General features: G+C 66.1%; 17 protein-coding genes. 5 read left to right on the forward strand and 12 right to left on the reverse strand.

Annotated features, from left to right (window positions below; translation table 11 throughout):
- Positions 1-108: 108 nt before the first annotated feature.
- The 5 genes from ACCQ09_RS13480 to ACCQ09_RS13500 all read right to left on the reverse strand — a co-directional run bounded on the left by ACCQ09_RS13480 (position 109) and on the right by ACCQ09_RS13500 (position 4,782).
- On the reverse strand, positions 109-1,722 hold the full coding sequence (locus ACCQ09_RS13480) for an ATP-binding cassette domain-containing protein (RefSeq protein ID WP_014507382.1): 1,614 nt from the start codon (positions 1,720-1,722) through the stop codon (positions 109-111).
- A 364-nt stretch (positions 1,723-2,086) separates the two neighbouring features.
- Positions 2,087-3,046, reverse strand: coding sequence for an SAM-dependent methyltransferase (locus tag ACCQ09_RS13485; RefSeq protein WP_228428250.1), 960 nt, complete (start codon positions 3,044-3,046; stop codon positions 2,087-2,089).
- Between the two features lie 169 nt (positions 3,047-3,215).
- Complete coding sequence (locus ACCQ09_RS13490) at positions 3,216-3,722, reverse strand: GNAT family N-acetyltransferase (RefSeq protein ID WP_029217208.1); 507 nt, start codon at positions 3,720-3,722, stop codon at positions 3,216-3,218.
- 44 nt (positions 3,723-3,766) lie between these two features.
- A complete protein-coding gene (locus tag ACCQ09_RS13495; RefSeq protein ID WP_012438684.1) occupies positions 3,767-4,294 on the reverse strand; it encodes an alpha/beta hydrolase in 528 nt (175 codons plus the stop codon).
- Complete coding sequence (locus ACCQ09_RS13500; protein ID WP_012438685.1) at positions 4,291-4,782, reverse strand: MOSC domain-containing protein; 492 nt, start codon at positions 4,780-4,782, stop codon at positions 4,291-4,293. Before ACCQ09_RS13500 ends, ACCQ09_RS13495 begins: the two co-directional genes overlap by 4 nt.
- Before the next feature lie 23 nt (positions 4,783-4,805).
- Here ACCQ09_RS13500 and ACCQ09_RS13505 point away from each other — a divergent pair, with 23 nt between their 5' ends.
- Entirely contained in the window at positions 4,806-5,381 is a 576-nt protein-coding gene (locus ACCQ09_RS13505; protein ID WP_012438686.1) for an N-acetylmuramoyl-L-alanine amidase, read from the forward strand.
- 9 nt (positions 5,382-5,390) lie between these two features.
- On the opposite strand, the gene ACCQ09_RS13510 is transcribed toward ACCQ09_RS13505, so the two are convergent.
- The 4 genes from ACCQ09_RS13510 to ACCQ09_RS13525 all read right to left on the reverse strand — a co-directional run bounded on the left by ACCQ09_RS13510 (position 5,391) and on the right by ACCQ09_RS13525 (position 8,886).
- Positions 5,391-6,341: a DUF1684 domain-containing protein gene (locus ACCQ09_RS13510; protein WP_012438687.1), complete on the reverse strand. Its 951-nt coding sequence runs from the start codon at positions 6,339-6,341 to the stop codon at positions 5,391-5,393.
- A 73-nt stretch (positions 6,342-6,414) separates the two neighbouring features.
- Positions 6,415-7,302: a sulfurtransferase gene (locus ACCQ09_RS13515; protein ID WP_228428252.1), complete on the reverse strand. Its 888-nt coding sequence runs from the start codon at positions 7,300-7,302 to the stop codon at positions 6,415-6,417.
- On the reverse strand, positions 7,299-8,096 hold the full coding sequence (locus ACCQ09_RS13520; protein ID WP_228428258.1) for a CoA pyrophosphatase: 798 nt from the start codon (positions 8,094-8,096) through the stop codon (positions 7,299-7,301). Before ACCQ09_RS13520 ends, ACCQ09_RS13515 begins: the two co-directional genes overlap by 4 nt.
- Before the next feature lie 91 nt (positions 8,097-8,187).
- Positions 8,188-8,886 (reverse strand): FKBP-type peptidyl-prolyl cis-trans isomerase, encoded by a 699-nt coding sequence (locus ACCQ09_RS13525; RefSeq protein ID WP_004429231.1) that lies wholly within the window; start codon positions 8,884-8,886, stop codon positions 8,188-8,190.
- Between the two features lie 164 nt (positions 8,887-9,050).
- On the opposite strand from ACCQ09_RS13525, the gene ACCQ09_RS13530 reads away from it, so the two are divergent.
- The 3 genes from ACCQ09_RS13530 to nth are packed head-to-tail and all read left to right on the forward strand — an operon-like array spanning position 9,051 to position 10,892.
- A complete protein-coding gene (locus ACCQ09_RS13530; RefSeq protein ID WP_040941495.1) occupies positions 9,051-9,833 on the forward strand; it encodes an enoyl-CoA hydratase/isomerase family protein in 783 nt (260 codons plus the stop codon).
- 10 nt (positions 9,834-9,843) lie between these two features.
- Positions 9,844-10,212, forward strand: a complete 369-nt coding sequence (locus tag ACCQ09_RS13535) for a hypothetical protein (RefSeq protein WP_012438690.1) — start codon at positions 9,844-9,846, stop codon at positions 10,210-10,212.
- Complete coding sequence (nth, locus tag ACCQ09_RS13540) at positions 10,209-10,892, forward strand: endonuclease III (RefSeq protein ID WP_011036717.1); 684 nt, start codon at positions 10,209-10,211, stop codon at positions 10,890-10,892. The genes ACCQ09_RS13535 and nth overlap by 4 nt, the downstream gene beginning before the upstream one ends.
- Positions 10,893-11,094: 202 nt before the next feature.
- Here nth and ACCQ09_RS13545 read toward each other — a convergent pair whose 3' ends face one another.
- The 3 genes from ACCQ09_RS13545 to ACCQ09_RS13555 all read right to left on the reverse strand — a co-directional run bounded on the left by ACCQ09_RS13545 (position 11,095) and on the right by ACCQ09_RS13555 (position 13,779).
- Positions 11,095-12,654 carry a SulP family inorganic anion transporter gene (locus ACCQ09_RS13545; RefSeq protein ID WP_011036716.1) on the reverse strand — a complete coding sequence of 520 codons (1,560 nt, stop codon included), beginning with the start codon at positions 12,652-12,654 and terminating at the stop codon, positions 11,095-11,097.
- Between the two features lie 12 nt (positions 12,655-12,666).
- Positions 12,667-13,347, reverse strand: coding sequence for a carbonic anhydrase (locus tag ACCQ09_RS13550; protein WP_011036715.1), 681 nt, complete (start codon positions 13,345-13,347; stop codon positions 12,667-12,669).
- Positions 13,348-13,458: 111 nt separating this feature from the next.
- Complete coding sequence (locus ACCQ09_RS13555) at positions 13,459-13,779, reverse strand: hypothetical protein (RefSeq protein WP_029628989.1); 321 nt, start codon at positions 13,777-13,779, stop codon at positions 13,459-13,461.
- A 339-nt stretch (positions 13,780-14,118) separates the two neighbouring features.
- On the opposite strand from ACCQ09_RS13555, the gene ACCQ09_RS13560 reads away from it, so the two are divergent.
- Positions 14,119-15,369 (forward strand): OprO/OprP family phosphate-selective porin, encoded by a 1,251-nt coding sequence (locus ACCQ09_RS13560; protein ID WP_011036714.1) that lies wholly within the window; start codon positions 14,119-14,121, stop codon positions 15,367-15,369.
- Positions 15,370-15,538 lie beyond the last annotated feature (169 nt).

Consider the following 15,538-nt stretch of genomic DNA (forward strand, 5'->3'; position numbering starts at 1 on the left):
CAGCGGGCCGGTGGCGGTGAAGCGCTGCCGTGGCCGCGGGCGGGGGCAAATGGTCGGCCATCGGGGCCGGCATTACCAGCCCGACGGCCTGCCCTGCCCGTGCGCGGTTCACCACGGCGCCAGCCGCCACTGCGGCTGGGCCGTGTCCAGGCGCTGCTGCAGACCCAGCCGTTGCAGGAAGGCGGCGTCGTGCGAGACCACCATCAGGGCGCCGCGATAGTCCTGAAGCAGCGCTTCCACGGCCTCCACTGAGGCCAGGTCCAGATGGTTGGTTGGCTCGTCCAGCAGCAGCAACTGCGCCGGCCGGGCCCGGTACAGCGCACAGGCCAGCGCCACCTTCAGCCGCTGGCCGCCGCTGAGCTGGCCGGTGGGCAGGTCGGCACGGGCCTGGTCCAGGCCCAGCAGCGCAAGCCGCAAGCGTTGCGAATGGGCCTGGCCATCGGGGTCGGCAGCGTGCAGGTGCTGCGCGGCAGAACGCGCCGGGTCCAGCTGCGCCAGGTCCTGGTCCAGATAGGCCACTGGCACGTGGATGGCGCACTGCCCGGCTGACGGCAGCAGTTGCCCGGCCAGCAGCCGCAGCAGCGACGACTTGCCGCTGCCATTGGGCCCGACCACCCCGATGCGCGGCTGGCCGTGCAGCAGCAGGTCCAGCCGCCGCCCACCTAGCCGCCCATCCGCCAGCGCCACCTGCTGCAACGTGGCGAGCCGGTGCGCCGCGGTGGCCGGCGAAGACGGCGGCAGCAGCGCGACCGCCTGCGCGTGCTCCACCTGCACTGCCGCATCGGTGACGGCAGTAGCCAGGCGTGCGCGCGCGGCGGTGTGCTGCTGGTGCAGGCGCCCGGCGCTGGCCTCGCTGCACTGCTTCTGCCGGCCAAGCAGGATCGGCGCCTGATTGGCCTGGCTGGCGGCACGGCTGCCACGTGCCTGGCGCTGCTGCTGCCGTTGCTGCTGGCTGCGCAAGGCCTGCTCGCCCCGCTGCCGCTCCAGCTTGCGGCTGGCCAGCAGGTCGCAGGCGGCCTGCCGTTCCAGCGCCCGCTGCGCGGCATAGGCGCTGTAGTTGCCGCCATAGCTGCACAGACCCTGCGGCGACAGCTCCAGGATGCGCTGCATTGTCTCCAGCAACGCGCGGTCATGGCTGATCACCAGCAGCCCGCCGGTCCAGGCCTGCAACTGCGCCAGCAACCGCGCCCGCTGCACGTCATCCAGATGGTTGCTCGGCTCGTCCAGGATCAAAAAGTCTGGCTGCGCCAGCCATGCGCCTGCCAGTGCCACCCGCATCGCCTCGCCACCGCTGAGCGTGTCCGCCGGCGCACGCGCATCGCGCCCGCCCAGGCCGTGCTGTTCCAGGGCAGCGGCGAATGTGTGATGCGCGGTCCAGCGCTCGCCGACCCGTTCGAAATCAGCCGCTTCCACGCTGCCGTTCGCAATGCGGTCCAACGCATCCAGGAGCGGCGCCACGCCGGCCAGCGCGGCGATGCTCTGCCCGGGCGCGGCGCTCACCCGCTGCGGCAGGTACTGCACGCTGCCGGTACGGACACAGCGCCCGGCGCTGGGCGCCAGCGCACCGGCCAGGATGCGGCCAAGCACACTCTTGCCCACGCCATTGCGACCGACCAGGCCGGTGCGGCGCTGATCGATGCGCGTGGTGAGATCAGAAAACAGCGGGCTGCCATCGGGCAGCAGATACGTAACGCTTTCCAGCGTCAGCGAAGGACAGGTCATTGGTCACTCCATTGCATGCCAGCACGCGCGCCGATCCAACCGGAACGGCAGCGGGTTCGGCCGTCATCACGACGGCGGCATCAATGGCGCATTGGACCAACCTCAAACGGTGAGCAATGGTGCAAGTGTAGGCCGGTGCGTGGGCGTGAGGGAACCTTCTGGCACGTTTACGCCGCTGATTCCGTTCAACTTGTGCGTCATGTGAGAGCGGCTAGTGCGCATCGCATCCAACGCCCAGCGTTGGATGCCCAAGGCGATCCATCTTGCAGATCAGCGCGCGCCGCCTGTTGACCAGGCACACACCGAGGCCACGTTGCACACGGTCGAGAACGTGCAACCAGGGCCTGCACTCGGGAGTTACATCTCAGTCGCCCATCGGTTTCCGCGCAATCACCGTCGGAAAGATGCTTGCGCGATCATCGATGAAACGCACATCGGCAAACCCTGCGCTCTCCAGCTGCGTGCGGGTCTGCGCATGCGTACGGAACGACGCCCAGCGCGCCTGCACCACATCGATGAATACCTGGCTCTGCAGCACCAACGCAGCGCCGTCGATCAGGTCCAGTTTCCAGGGCGACTCGGCACACAGGCTCGGTGGCGGCGTGAGAAAGCTCGCCACCAGCGTGCCGCCCGGCCGCAGCCTGTCAAAAAATGCGCGGTACAAGGCAATCACGCGCGCATCGTCCGGCTCATAGAGATTGAGGCCGTTGCTGGTCAACACATCCACGCTGTTCGGCTCGCCCGGCGCCCACGCATCCTCACGTTGCAGCGTCAACTGGCCTTCCAGGCCATACTGCTGCGCAAGCCGCAATGCACCGTCCAACGCCTGCGGGTCGAGATCGATACCGATCAGCCGCACATCCGGGCACTGCCCGTAGTCCAGGCTCAGCACGTCGCCCATCCAGCCGCACGGCAGCGAGGCCAGCGTCATGCCGGGCCGCAGCAATGCCTGCAACTGCGTACGGAAGATGCCAAAGCGCTCGCGCGTTGCGAGCACGGCGGGCGCCTTTTCGAAGAGTTCGTACTCCAGCGCAGGCGTCGTCTGCTGCACCAGGGTTCCTGCCTGATACGTCACCAGCTGATGCGTCCAATACGCATTGAGCCCACGATTGCGCAGCAGGAACCGGCCCAGTTCCATCGCCCACAGCGCATCGACCAGTTGCAGCAAATGCTCCATTTCTGCAGCAGAGCGATCGTTGTGTTGACGCAGCCGCGTCTTGATCGACGCGAGCAAGGTCGCGTCATCGGTGTCCGTCTCGCCCAGATGCGAAATCACCCGGCCGTGCGGTGCCGTCTGCGGCGGTGGTTGCTCATCATGTTGCATCGTTCACCTTTGGCAATCGCCAATCGCTGTCTACCGCCATGGTGGCGCGTGCGGCGCTGCGATGCGGCCCAAAGGGCGAGGCAAGATGCCGGCGAGCGAATGCGCACGATGCGAGCGCAGCGCGGCTGCGCCATTACCCGTGCGCAGCGACCACAGCACAGCGAAAAGCTCAGCCCAGCCCGAAGGCCGGGTGATAGGCCACATCGGCCAGCGGCAGCAGCCGGTCGCCGAAGGCCAGCGCCTGCAATTCCGATGCAGGCGCGTCGGGCACGCTCAATCCCGGCTCCACCGCAAATCCCAACCGCCGGAAAAAGCCGGGTTCGCCGTAGGCCACGCAGCCGGCCGCACCGCGCTCGCGCAAGGTGGCCAGGGCCGCCTGCACCAGGCGCGTGCCGAGCCCCTGACGTTGATGGCCTGGGCCCACCGCCAGCGGGCCGAGTGCGAACCAGCCGGAAGAACCGTCGGACAGCGCCACCGGCGACACCGCCAGATGGCCGACCACATAGCCGTCGTGATCGGCGACCAACGACAGCGCCAGCGCATCGTCGTTACGCAGCGCGGCGATTACATGCTGCTCGTCATGCCGGCTGTGCTCGGCGCGCATGAAGGCCACCATCGTCAGCACCTCGATGGCAGCGGCGTCGCCGTCGCTCGCCTCGCGGATCAGCACACTCATCGGCGCATCGGTCTGCGCCGAAGGCATGTCGTGGTCGTCGTGCATCACAGGCTCTGCAGCAGTTCGGCGAAGGCGCGCGAAGCCGCGTCCACGTGCGCACCCAGGCGATGCCCGTCATCGACCAACAGCAGCCGCGCCGAACGGGCCTGCGCCCAGGCAATGACGTCGGCGGCCGGAATCAGTTCGTCGTGCCAGGCATGCACGATGGAGATCGGCACCGCTGCGGCATCCAGCGCCGGCAACGGCCCCATCTTGGTCGGCGGCACCATCAGGAACAGCGCGCGTGTCGGCACCTGCAGCGAGACCTGTGCGGCGATGTAGGAGCCCAGGCTGGAGCCCGCCAGCACCACCGGGCCTTTCTCGGCGGCGGCGCGCGCAATCTCCAGCAAACGCTGCAGCCGGCCGCGCACATCGCCCAGCTGGCCCAGGTCGCGGCGCGCGTCCAGGTCGGTGAAGTCGGGCCGCTCATGCGTCCATCCCAGGCGCTCGGCCACTTCCGCCAGCGCGGTGACCTTGAGCGCATCGGGCCCGCTTTCGAACCCATGCGCCAGGATGCAATGGCCGCGACTCATAGCGCCTGCACCGTATCGCCGATGCGCAGCACGCCGCCGCGCAGGATGCGTGCGCACAGCCCGCCGTGGCCGCGCATCGCGTTATAGCCGCCCGGCCCCAGCGCCTCTTCCATGCGCGAACACGGGTCGCACGGATCGGTGCCTTCCAGCTCCACCTCACCGATGCGGAACCGCCGCCCTTTCAATGCAATCAACGGAATTCCGGCTACCACCAGGTTGCGGCGCAAGGTTGCCGGCGCAAGTGCCGCCTGGCCGGCCAATGCGGCAATCACCGGCAGGTGCTCGGCCTGGATCAGGGTGATGCCGCGCTTGCCGCTGCCGCCCTTGTAGCGATCGCCCACCAGGCCAATACCGGTGGTGGCCTGCGCCGCATCCACTTCCAGCATTGCCACATCACGCGCAGGACGCACGCCGATCCAGGTCACCTGCCCGGTCTGCGGCAGCGTCGCCATCAATTTGCCCAGCGGGCTGTCGGGATTCAAAGCCATCGTCGAATGCTAGCATCCGCACCATGTCCGATGCCGTCCTGCCGTCGCCCCCGATCACCTACGCGCCGTTGTCCTACGAATCGCGGCTGGCCCGGCGCACGCTGCGCAACATCGACATGGTGGTCATCCATTGCACCGAGTTGCCCGACATGGCGATGGCGCGCGAATACGGCGAACGCGTGCTCTACGACAGCGGCACCGGCAACAGCGGCCACTACTACATCGACCGCAATGGCAGCATCCAGCAGTACGTGGCGCTGGAGCGCGTTGCCCACCACGTGCGCGGCCACAATCCGCACACGCTGGGCATCGAACTGGTCAACAGCGGGCGTTATCCGCATTGGTTGGATTCGCGCCATCAGCAGATGCACGAGCCCTACCCCGACGCGCAGATCAACGCGCTGGTGACCTTGCTGCAGTGGCTGGAGCAACAGCTGCCGTCGGTACGGCGGATTGCCGGCCACGAGGCATTGGACACCACCCAGGAAGCGGCCAGCGACGACCCCTCGCGCAAGATCCAGCGCAAGCGCGACCCCGGGCCGTTGTTTCCGTGGGAGCGCATCGAAACTGCCGTGCGCTGGGTGCACGCGCCGCGCTGAGCGCCGCGCTCAGCGACCGGATGGGCGATAGGTCTTCTCGCCAGCATTGACCGCCAGATCCAGGCGATTGTCCGGCGGCGCAATCGGGCACACTACATGCGGTGTCAGCGCGCACGGCGGGTTCTCGGCCAGATTGAAATCCAGCACAACGCGGCCGTCGCGCGGCGCGTCTGTGTAGAGATAGCGCGCACCGCCGTAGCTTTCCTTGCCGCTGGTGCGGTCGGCGAACACGAAGAACAGCCGCGCATCGCCATCCTGTGCGATCGGACGCAGGCGATAGCGTTGGCCGTTGCGGGTGAACGCCGCTTCGCCCGGCACCTGCACCGTCAACGGTGTGCCGATCGAGGTCAATAACGTGGTGGCACGTGGCGCGTCATACGGCTGCCACTGCGCGTCGATACGCCAGTGCGCATCGGTGGGGAAATAGTCCAGCTCACCGAACTGCGCCAGCGCTGCCGGGTCGCGAAACCGCCACCCGTACAAGGCGCCGGTCTGCACCACATAGAACTCGCGCGCATCGATGCGCAGACGGTCGCCCGGCTGCCCTGCCCGCTCGGGCGCCAGCGCCACCTCTGTCACGGGCTTGCCGTGCAGCGTCACTGCGGTGCCGGCCGCGGCCTGGAAGCGCAGCTGGCCTTCGGGATCCAGCGTCAGGTTGCCCAGTTGCGCAGGCCCCGCCGGCAGCACGATATCGGCATGCGGGTCGGCCCCCACCCGATAGCGGCCCGGGCGCACGCGGCCGGAGCCGGTGTAGCTCAACCAGCCATCCGGAGCATGCAATTGGGCACGGCGCGCCGCACGTGCGTGCGCAAGCGCTGCAGCGTAGCCGTCACGATCGGCGCGCGCGCTCGACGGCTCAGCCGCTGCACCACTGCCCTGCGAGGTCGACCCGGCCGAACATGCAACCACCAGCACGATTCCCACGACGCCTATCGCGCCACGCTGCAACTGCCACCGCATCAGCACACCCAACACTGCGAGAACTGCGCTCCGCGCAGCGAGCCTGCGTCCCCACAGGCCACCTTTCCTGCGCCTATTGTGCCTGCAATTGGCTAGCGACCGCGACCGGGCGGCTGCGATCCTGCAACCAGCCGCTCCACGATCCGGCATACACGCGCGCACCGGAGAGCCCTGCCACCTCCAGCGCGAGCAGCAGATGGCAGGCGGTCACACCCGAGCCACACATCACCACGGCCTGCTCCGGTGCGTAGTCGCCCAGCAGCGCGCCCAGCTCGGCGCGCAACTCCGCCGCCGGCTTGAACCGCCCATCGCGCAGGCTCATGCCGAGCGGGCGACTCACCGCGCCCGGCACATGCCCGGCCACCGGATCGATGGGCTCCACCTCGCCACGAAAGCGCTCGCCGGCGCGTGCGTCGAGCAGCCAGCCCGGCGCCGCCTCAAGGCGCGCCAGGATCGCCTCGGCGTCCACCACCGCATCCGCATCGAAACTGCCCGGATACGCGCCGCTGTCGACCGGCACAGGCACTGCCGTGGTCTCGGGCAACCCGGCCGCACGCCAGGCGGCCAGGCCGCCATCCAGTACCGCCACGTGGCGATGGCCCATCAGCCGCAGCATCCACCACGCACGTGCGGCCGCCATGCTGCCGTCGGCCGCGTCATAGACCACCACCTGGCTGTCGGGCGTGATCCCCCAGCGGCCGAGCTGGGCCGCGAAGACATCACTGTGCGGCAGCGGATGACGCCCTTGCCCAGGGCGCGACACATCCGCCAGCGCGTCGTGCAGATCGGCGAAATGCGCATCCGGCAGATGTCCTTGTGCGTAGTCGCGCTGTGCGGCGCCCGGGTCCGGCACAGTGGGCGGTGCCGCCCGCGCATCCAGCAGACGCAAACGCGGGTGCTGCAGCGCTGCTGCCAGGGTGGCGCTGTCCACCAGCGTGGTCCAGTCGGGTTCGGCACTCATGCACTCTGCTCCAGACGACGGCGAAGATTGAGAAGAATGGCCGCGGTGGCACCCCAGATCCGGTGACCGGGCCAGTCGTATTCGAGCACGCGGCGTGGCCGGCCGCGGTACTCCAGCTCCACGCTGCGCAGATTGTCCGGGTCCATCAGATAGGCCAGTGGCACCTCGAAGACGTCGGCCACCTCATCCGGCTGCGGTACGGCCACAAAGGCCGGGTCGATCACCGCCACCACCGGGGTGACGCGGAATCCGCTCACGGTCAGAAACGGGTCCAGATAGCCCAGTGCGTGCACCTGCTGCGCGCCCAGCGCGATTTCCTCGCAGCTTTCGCGCAAGGCCGCCGCCGCCGCATCGGCATCGGACGGCTCGATCCGGCCACCGGGGAAACTCACCTGCCCGGCGTGGTGGCGCAGGCTGTCGGTGCGCCGCGTCAGCAACACCATCGTGCCCTGCGTGCGCGGCACCAGTCCGCACAGCACCGCCGCTTCGGCCGAGGCGCCACCTTCGGTGAGATCGATCAACTCGGCATGGTTCCAGCCGGGCCCATCTGGCGCGGTGTGCAGCGGATACAGCGCACGCTGCAAGGCCGCGCACTCGGGCAGTTGCGCCGCCAACGCGCGCGCGGGCAGCACCGTCTGCAGATACTCCTGGCGTTCACCGTCACTCATGCTCATCCAGCGTGCAATTTCATCCAGGCTCCGCAGGCAACCGATACAGCTCCCCTGCGCGTCCAGCGAACATACACCGGTACACGGGCTGGCCAGGCTACCGCTGTTCGAATCCTCGCCCTGCATCGTGCGGCCTCCGCGCCTGATGTCCATTCCCGTACCCAAAACGACAACGCCGGCCTGGTGGCCGGCGTTGTCACAGCAACAGCAAACGCAATTACTTGACGCTGACCAGCTTGATCTCGAACTGCACAGCCACGTTCGGCGGGAACGGGGTACGCGGGTCGGCACCGTAGGCCTTTTCCGGCGGCAGGGTCACTTCCCACTTGGAGCCAGCCGGCATCTGCAGCAGCGTGTCGCGCATGGCCTGCATCTCGACTTCGCTGACCTTGATGGCCGGGATCTGCTGCGCAGGACGTGCCTTCTCGCGGTCGCCGAAGGGAAACGGACCGGCGACTTCGAGCTGCACGGTGCTGGCCTGGGTCGGCTTGGCGCCCTTGCCGGCTTCGATCACGCGGTACTGCACGCCGCTCGGCAGCGTCTGCACGCCAGCGGTGCTCTTGTTCTTGGCCAGGAACGCATCGCTCTTGGTCTTGTTGGCGGCAGCGGCCTTGTCGTACTCGGCCTTGGCCTGCTGGGCACGGCCCTGCTCACGCTTCTGGAACGCTTCCACGGCCGGCTTCAGCTGGTCGGCAGTGATGGCCGGCTGCTTCTTGGCATAGGCGTCCTGCAGACCCTTCACCACCGAGTTGATATCCAGCTGTTCACCACGTCCGGTGAGCTCGGCAAGGTTGTTGCCGTAGTCATAACCAAAGTAGTAGCTCAGCTTGCCCTTCTCGGACGTTGTGTCCTGGGCCAGCGCATTGCCCGTCAGGGCCAGGGCCGCCACAGCGACCGCGATCGAACGCAACTTCATCAAACAATTCTCCAGGGTGGTGGCACAGGACGGGTCTGCCGCCTGAGATGACGCGCTAGGATAGCGGCCGCGATAGCGAACCGCTACTTATCACGAAACCTATGACCAGCAAGGGTTTCAGAAGTTCCGCATTTACTTTTTTTTTACGTTAGCCAGGAAGTCCGATGTCCAATCACGTCATTCTGATCGCAGACCACGCCAATGTCCGGACCATTACGGTCAATCGCCCGGACAAACTGAACGCCTTGAACCAGCAGACCATGCAGGCGCTGGATGCGGCATTTGCAGAGGCGGCAGCGGCCGAAGACGTGCGTGTGGTCGTGCTGACCGGCGCCGGCCCCAAGGCCTTCGTGGCCGGCGCGGACATCGCCGAGATGAGCGAGCTGTCGGCAATGCAAGGCCGCGAGTTTTCGCTGTTGGGGCAGCGGCTGATGCGCCGGATCGAGCGGATGCCCAAACCGGTGATCGCCATGGTCAACGGGTTCGCGTTGGGTGGCGGGCTGGAACTGGCGATGGCCTGCCACCTGCGCATTGCCGCCGCCACTGCGCGGATCGGGCAACCGGAAATCAATCTGGGCCTGATCCCGGGCTTCGGCGGCACGCAACGCCTGCTCCGCCTCACCGGCCGCGCCGCCGCATTGGAGCTGTGCCTGCTCGGCACGCCGATCGATGCCGCGCGCGCCCTGCAACTGGGCCTGGTCAATCGCGTGGTCGAACCAGAGGCCTTGCAGGCGGAAACCACCGCACTGGCCGAGCGCCTGGCCGGCTCCGCACCGCTCGCGCTGCGCGGCATCCTGGATGCGGTGGTGGTGGGCGGCGAATGCGGCATGGAAGAAGGCCTGCAGCTGGAAACCGCGCAATTTGCCCTGCTGTTTGCGACCGACGACATGCGCGAAGGCACACGGGCGTTTCTCGACAAGCGCCCCGCGCAGTTCCGCAATCGCTGATCGCATCGCCATGAACGCCGATGCAGTTTCCCCGCCGCATGCACTGCCTTTGCAGTTGTTCGAACGCGTGCTGGCCGACGATCTCGATGGCGCGCTGGCGCTCGGGCTGATGGAGTACTGCCCTGAACAGCACGACGCAGTGGATCCCGCTGTGACGGCCACCCTGCTTGCCGCACAGCAACGCCTGCAGACCGCATGGGCGGCGCGTCAACGCTATCAAGCACGCATGGCGCGCTTGCAACGACGTGCGGCCGAACGTGACGCGCGACGCGCGCCTGCGCCCACGCCCGCGCAACCCGCAGCGCCAGCCTTGCCCCCGCTCGCCGCTGCGATCCTGGCGCGCGCGAAAGCCAAAGCCAGCGGTGGAGCGTCCACATGAGCAGCGCACTTTCCGCACCGCCCCCGCGTCGCGGCAGCACCCTGCGTAAGCCGGAGATACAGGAGCTGTTTGCGCGGCTGCGCGAACTCAACCCGCATCCCACCACCGAGCTGGAATACACCACGCCGTTCGAACTGCTGATTGCGGTGCTGTTGTCCGCACAAGCCACCGATGTTGGCGTCAACAAGGCCACGCGCAAGCTGTACCCGGTCGCCAATACGCCACGCGACATCCTGGACCTGGGCGAAGAAGGCCTGAAGCGCTACATCTCGACGATTGGATTGTTCAACGCCAAGGCCAAGAACGTCATCGCCACCTGCCGCATCCTGCTGGAGCGTTACGGCGGCGAGGTACCACATGATCGGGCCGCGCTCGAGGCGCTACCTGGCGTGGGCCGCAAGACCGCCAACGTGGTGCTCAACACCGCGTTCGGCGAACCCACCATGGCCGTGGACACCCACATCTTTCGCGTCGCCAACCGCACCGGCCTGGCACCCGGCAAGGACGTGCGCGTGGTCGAAGACAAGTTGGTCAAGGTGATTCCGGCCGAATTCCTGCACGACGCCCACCACTGGCTGATCCTGCACGGGCGTTATGTCTGCAAGGCACGCAAACCGGATTGCCCGAATTGCGTGATCCACGATCTATGCCGCTACCGCGACAAGACCGTGGCCGCCTGATCGCGAAAGAAAGACCGGGGAAGCAAGGATCGGGCTGCGCGCAGTAAGCGCCAGTCGAAAGCCGCCATTGCGAGCCCCCAATCTGCAAATCCCCAATCCCGGCCCAAAAAAAATCGCGACCGGATGATGCGTCTTATCGGCGCCATGCATCATCCGGTCACGACAGGACACACCCGGCGCGAACGCCGGGTGGCTATCAGGGTCAGGCCGCTTTGCGCGGTTCCTGCGTCGGCACAGGATCGACCTTGCGCTGGCCCTCCACGCGACGATCCAGCTCATTCCAGTCCACGGCCAGCTCGCAGCCGCGCGACGCTGCATTGCGGCTCCAGTCGCGTAGCAACTCGATGCACGCATGGTCGACGTGATGCAGCTTGGCCACGTCCAGATGCAGCACCGTGTTCGGCGGAACGCTTTCCAGCGTGCGCGCCATCGCCGGCACCTTCAGGAACGTTGCAGAACCCTGCAGGGTCAGATGCATTTCGTCCTTCTTATCGGCGTGCTCGCGCACCTCGACCTTCAGGCGCGAGGAATGCAAGGCCAGACGGAACAGCGACAGACCGAAACCAATCAGCACACCGGTCAGCAGGTCGGTGGCCACGATCGCAAACGTGGTGGCCAGATAGATCGCGGCGGTGCCGCGGCCATAGGTCGCCAGTTCCTTGACCTGACCGATCTTGATCATCTTCACGCCGGTGTAGACCAGGATGCCGGCCAGACAGGCCACCGGCGTCATCCGCAACAGCCACGGCAGCAGCATCGCGAACACCAGCAGCCAGCTGCCGTGCAGGATGGTCGACACACGCGTGGCAGCACCGGCCTGCACATTGGCCGCACTACGCACGATCACGCCGGTCATCGGCAATGCACCCAGGAAACCGCACAGCATGTTGCCCACGCCCTGCGCCGCCAGCTCACGGTCGTACTGCGTCCGTGCGCCCTGGTGCATCCGATCCACTGCCGCTGCCGACAACAAGGTCTCGGCACTGGCGATGAAGGCGAAGGTCACCGCCGACACCAGCAAGGTGTGATTGAACACCCCGAAGATGTCGGAAAGGCGGGGAATACTGATCGCCGAGAACAGGTTGGTCGGAACATCGACCTTGTTGACGTTCAGTCCCTGCAACTGCACGGTCGCCGTCACCACCACCACCGCGATCAACGCACCCGGCAGGAAGCGCAACCGCTGCGGACGCAGCTTGTCCCAGGCCAGGATGATGCCGATGGTCGCCAGGCCCACCAACAAGGCGGTGCGGCCGGTGCCTTCGCTGATCGCCTGCCACAACACGGCAGGCAGTGCAGCGAAGTTCTCCAGACCGCGCGCCTTGGGCGCTGCATCCATCAACACGTGCGCCTGCGAGGCCACGATCAGGATGCCGATGCCCGACAACATACCGGCCACCACGGCCGGCGACGTCATCCGGAACCACACCCCTGCCCGGCACAGACCGGCAACCAGCTGGATCGCGCCAGCCACCAGAATCACTGGGCCGAGCGCGGCAGCGCCATGCTCGCGCACCAGTTCGAACACCAACACAGCCAGGCCGGCGGCCGGGCCGCTCACCTGCAACGGTGAGCCCGCCAGAAAACCAACAACCAGTCCGCCGATGATGCCGGTGATCAGACCCGTTGCCGGCGGCATGCCGGATGCAATCGCGATGCCCATACACAAGGGCAACGCGACAAGGAAGACCACCACTGACGCGAGCAAATCACGCCCGAACAGCCCCTGACGGAAATATCCGCCGATACCTGCTGTGTTCATGAGTGTGCTCCGTCAGACGAGTTCAGCCCGCACCGCTTGCTGCAAGCGCGGGCGAGGAGTGGCTTCGGGAGTCGTCTCGCCCAGGAGCGGGCGGAAGCCCCCCTTTTCGGCATCGAAGGCGCGGATCTCTCCGTGGGCGATATCGTAGATCCAGCCATGGATCCGCAACGTGCCTGCCGCCAGGCGTGCTGCCACGACCGGTTGCGTCCGCAGATGGTCCAGCTGCGAGACCACGTTCTCTTCGGTCATGCAGCTCAGCGCCTCCTGGCTGGCCGGATCATGGCCATGGTGGGCGGTGACGTGACGCGCTGCGTCGGTGTGCTTCAACCAGGCAGCTACGGACGGCACATCTTCCAGCGACTCGGGCTTGAGCACGGCCTTCATGGCGCCGCAGTCGGTATGGCCGCAGACCACGATGTGGCGCACACCCAACACGGCGATGGCGTATTCGATCGCCGCAACCACGCCACTGACGTGCTGCGAGTAAGGCGGCACTACATTGCCGATGTTGCGGTAGACGAACAATTCGCCGGGCTGCGCGGAGAAGATCAGCTCCGGCATGACGCGCGAGTCGGCGCAGGTGATGAACAGCGTGTGCGGCTTTTGGCCGGCAGCGAGTTCATGAAAGCGCGCACTCTGGCGCGGATACACTTCCTTACGGAAATGACGAAACCCTTCAAGCAAACTTTCCATGGGAGATAACCTCTAGGCAACGGATAGCGATCCGCGGCGCAAACCGCGAATTGCGAAATTGAACAAATCAAGAGAATCCGGCGGAAACGCCGGGTACAGCGACAGCTGGGATCAGGCGCGCAGGGCGTTTGGAGGACGCAGTTGCGGGATCAGGTCGCGTTTGTGATTTGCCGGCGCGTGATGCGCGTACCAAGAAGGTGAATACCGCGCCAGCACAGGCCATGCTTGGGAGAGCAAGGGGATATCGTCTGCAGGCTGTGTATCGACTTGGGTCTGGGAGTCCCCATCGTCCTGCGGATCTTCGGTGGCATCGCGTTCTTCGCCAGCATCCACCATCACCGCCAGGCCGTCGCCCACCACCGCATTCTGGATGCGGGTGTGCGCATTGGCTGCCGACCACGCGGTGAGCGCGAGCAGACAAACCAGCAGCAATTGGAGGAATCGCGGAAACATGGTCTCGAAACTAACAATTTAGAACCCGGCAGCGCAAGTGGTGCGATGCACAAAGTGCGATGGAACGCGCCACTTGCAGATTGCGGTTCAGCTCGCCATTAACTAAGTCACGCAAATCGCCGGGTTTCAGCGCCCACCAGAACTGTCATAAACGCGACTTTGTTCAGACTCATGACACACACTGACAAAAACAAAACACGCGTAAATCTTTGTCTTGATTGACAAAAAGTGTTCCGATGAGTGGTTGCGGAATTGTCACATTAACGCAACTTTCACGGCCTAGCCTGCGCCCACTTTCTCGTCAGGTCGCAAGGCACCATGAAACTTTCTCCTACCCTGCTTGGCTCCGCATTGCTGGTGGCGCTCGCCGCGCCGGCAGCCCACGCCGAAATCGCCATCGATGTGATCGGCGGCTCGGAAATGTCGCTGGAAGGCCTGGTCCAGGCCGATGGCAACTGGTTCCACAACGACGTGCAGGATCTCAACGGACCGATCGGCGCCAACGGCGACAATTCCGAATTCAGCATTCGCCGCGCCGAGTTGGTACTCAAGGGCAAGGGGCCGGGCAACTTTGAATGGGTCGCCGGCTACGACCCCAGCGTGCTGAAGGAAGTCACTGTGCGAGGCACCACCATCCGCAGCACCGGACGCTTCCTGGACAACAACATCAAGTACAAGTTCGGCGGCAACGCCAACAACTACCTGCAGTTTGGCCAGTTCAAGCAGCCCAACAGCCTGGAAGAGCTGTCCAGCACCAAGAACAATGACTTCGTGTCCAAGGCCGCGGTCACCAATACCTACGGCATCTCGCGCCGGCTCGGTGTGGCGTACGGCATGGGCGACAACAACTGGAGCCTGACCGCCAGCGCGTTCGGCCGCGAACTGACCCGCAACCAGGCCCACGGCAGCGGCTACGGCGCACGCGGCACCTGGGCGCCGATCAATGAGACCGGCAATGTGCTGCACTTCGGCCTCAGCTATCTGGCCTACGACACCGACGACGACACCCTGCGCCTGCGCGCGCGCCCCGACGCCGACCTCACCACCGTGCGCCTGATCGACAGCGGTGCCATCACCAATGTCGACAACGTGGGCGTGGCCGGCGCTGAAGCGATGTGGATCACCGGGCCGTTCAAGCTGCAGAGCGAGTACTTCCAGGAAAACGCCAACCGCATCGGTGCCAACGCAAACGACTATAAGAGTGACGGCTGGTACGTCAGCGGGGTCTGGAACATCACCGGCGAGACCTGGGGCTACAAGGCCGGCGTGCCGACCACCCCGCTGCCCAACGAACCGGCATCGGGCATGTGGCAGCTGGCAGTGCGCTACGACACCCTGGACCTCAACGACGGCCATCTGGTCGCCAACGGCAACACGCCGTTCGTCGATGGCGTGCTGGGCGGCAAGATGGATGTGTGGACCATCGGCGCCAACTGGTACTGGCGCTCCAACTTCAAGTTCGCACTCGACTACGCCAAGGTCGAAAGCACCCGCTACAACAGCGCCACCCGCGGGCTGGTCGACGACAACCCGTCGATCATCGAGGCACGCGCGCAGTTCTACTGGTAAGCCATCGCTGCGGCAGGCCTCCGCAGACACCGGCCGCAGGCACTGACAGCACGTGGCCCTGTGCGTCGCTGTGACAGGCGCCACTTCCGCCCCGTCATCTTCGTGTCATCTCCCCGACATTGCGCAGTCACGCCATTGCCCTGCAATGGCGTCCTGCGGGACGTCATCC

It is taken from the genome of Xanthomonas sp. NCPPB 2586 (assembly GCF_041475775.2).
In the GTDB taxonomy this organism is placed as follows: domain Bacteria; phylum Pseudomonadota; class Gammaproteobacteria; order Xanthomonadales; family Xanthomonadaceae; genus Xanthomonas; species Xanthomonas campestris.

Coding starts and splice junctions, on each gene's coding strand:
- ACCQ09_RS13480 (WP_014507382.1), bottom strand. CDS start 1,722: ATGACCTGTCCTTCGCTGACGCTGGAAAGCGTTACGTATCTGCTGCCC.
- ACCQ09_RS13485 (WP_228428250.1), bottom strand. CDS start 3,046: ATGCAACATGATGAGCAACCACCGCCGCAGACGGCACCGCACGGCCGG.
- ACCQ09_RS13490 (WP_029217208.1), bottom strand. CDS start 3,722: ATGAGTGTGCTGATCCGCGAGGCGAGCGACGGCGACGCCGCTGCCATC.
- ACCQ09_RS13495 (WP_012438684.1), bottom strand. CDS start 4,294: ATGAGTCGCGGCCATTGCATCCTGGCGCATGGGTTCGAAAGCGGGCCC.
- ACCQ09_RS13500 (WP_012438685.1), bottom strand. CDS start 4,782: ATGGCTTTGAATCCCGACAGCCCGCTGGGCAAATTGATGGCGACGCTG.
- ACCQ09_RS13505 (WP_012438686.1), top strand. CDS start 4,806: ATGTCCGATGCCGTCCTGCCGTCGCCCCCGATCACCTACGCGCCGTTG.
- ACCQ09_RS13510 (WP_012438687.1), bottom strand. CDS start 6,341: ATGCGGTGGCAGTTGCAGCGTGGCGCGATAGGCGTCGTGGGAATCGTG.
- ACCQ09_RS13515 (WP_228428252.1), bottom strand. CDS start 7,302: ATGAGTGCCGAACCCGACTGGACCACGCTGGTGGACAGCGCCACCCTG.
- ACCQ09_RS13520 (WP_228428258.1), bottom strand. CDS start 8,096: ATGCAGGGCGAGGATTCGAACAGCGGTAGCCTGGCCAGCCCGTGTACC.
- ACCQ09_RS13525 (WP_004429231.1), bottom strand. CDS start 8,886: ATGAAGTTGCGTTCGATCGCGGTCGCTGTGGCGGCCCTGGCCCTGACG.
- ACCQ09_RS13530 (WP_040941495.1), top strand. CDS start 9,051: ATGTCCAATCACGTCATTCTGATCGCAGACCACGCCAATGTCCGGACC.
- ACCQ09_RS13535 (WP_012438690.1), top strand. CDS start 9,844: ATGAACGCCGATGCAGTTTCCCCGCCGCATGCACTGCCTTTGCAGTTG.
- nth (WP_011036717.1), top strand. CDS start 10,209: ATGAGCAGCGCACTTTCCGCACCGCCCCCGCGTCGCGGCAGCACCCTG.
- ACCQ09_RS13545 (WP_011036716.1), bottom strand. CDS start 12,654: ATGAACACAGCAGGTATCGGCGGATATTTCCGTCAGGGGCTGTTCGGG.
- ACCQ09_RS13550 (WP_011036715.1), bottom strand. CDS start 13,347: ATGGAAAGTTTGCTTGAAGGGTTTCGTCATTTCCGTAAGGAAGTGTAT.
- ACCQ09_RS13560 (WP_011036714.1), top strand. CDS start 14,119: ATGAAACTTTCTCCTACCCTGCTTGGCTCCGCATTGCTGGTGGCGCTC.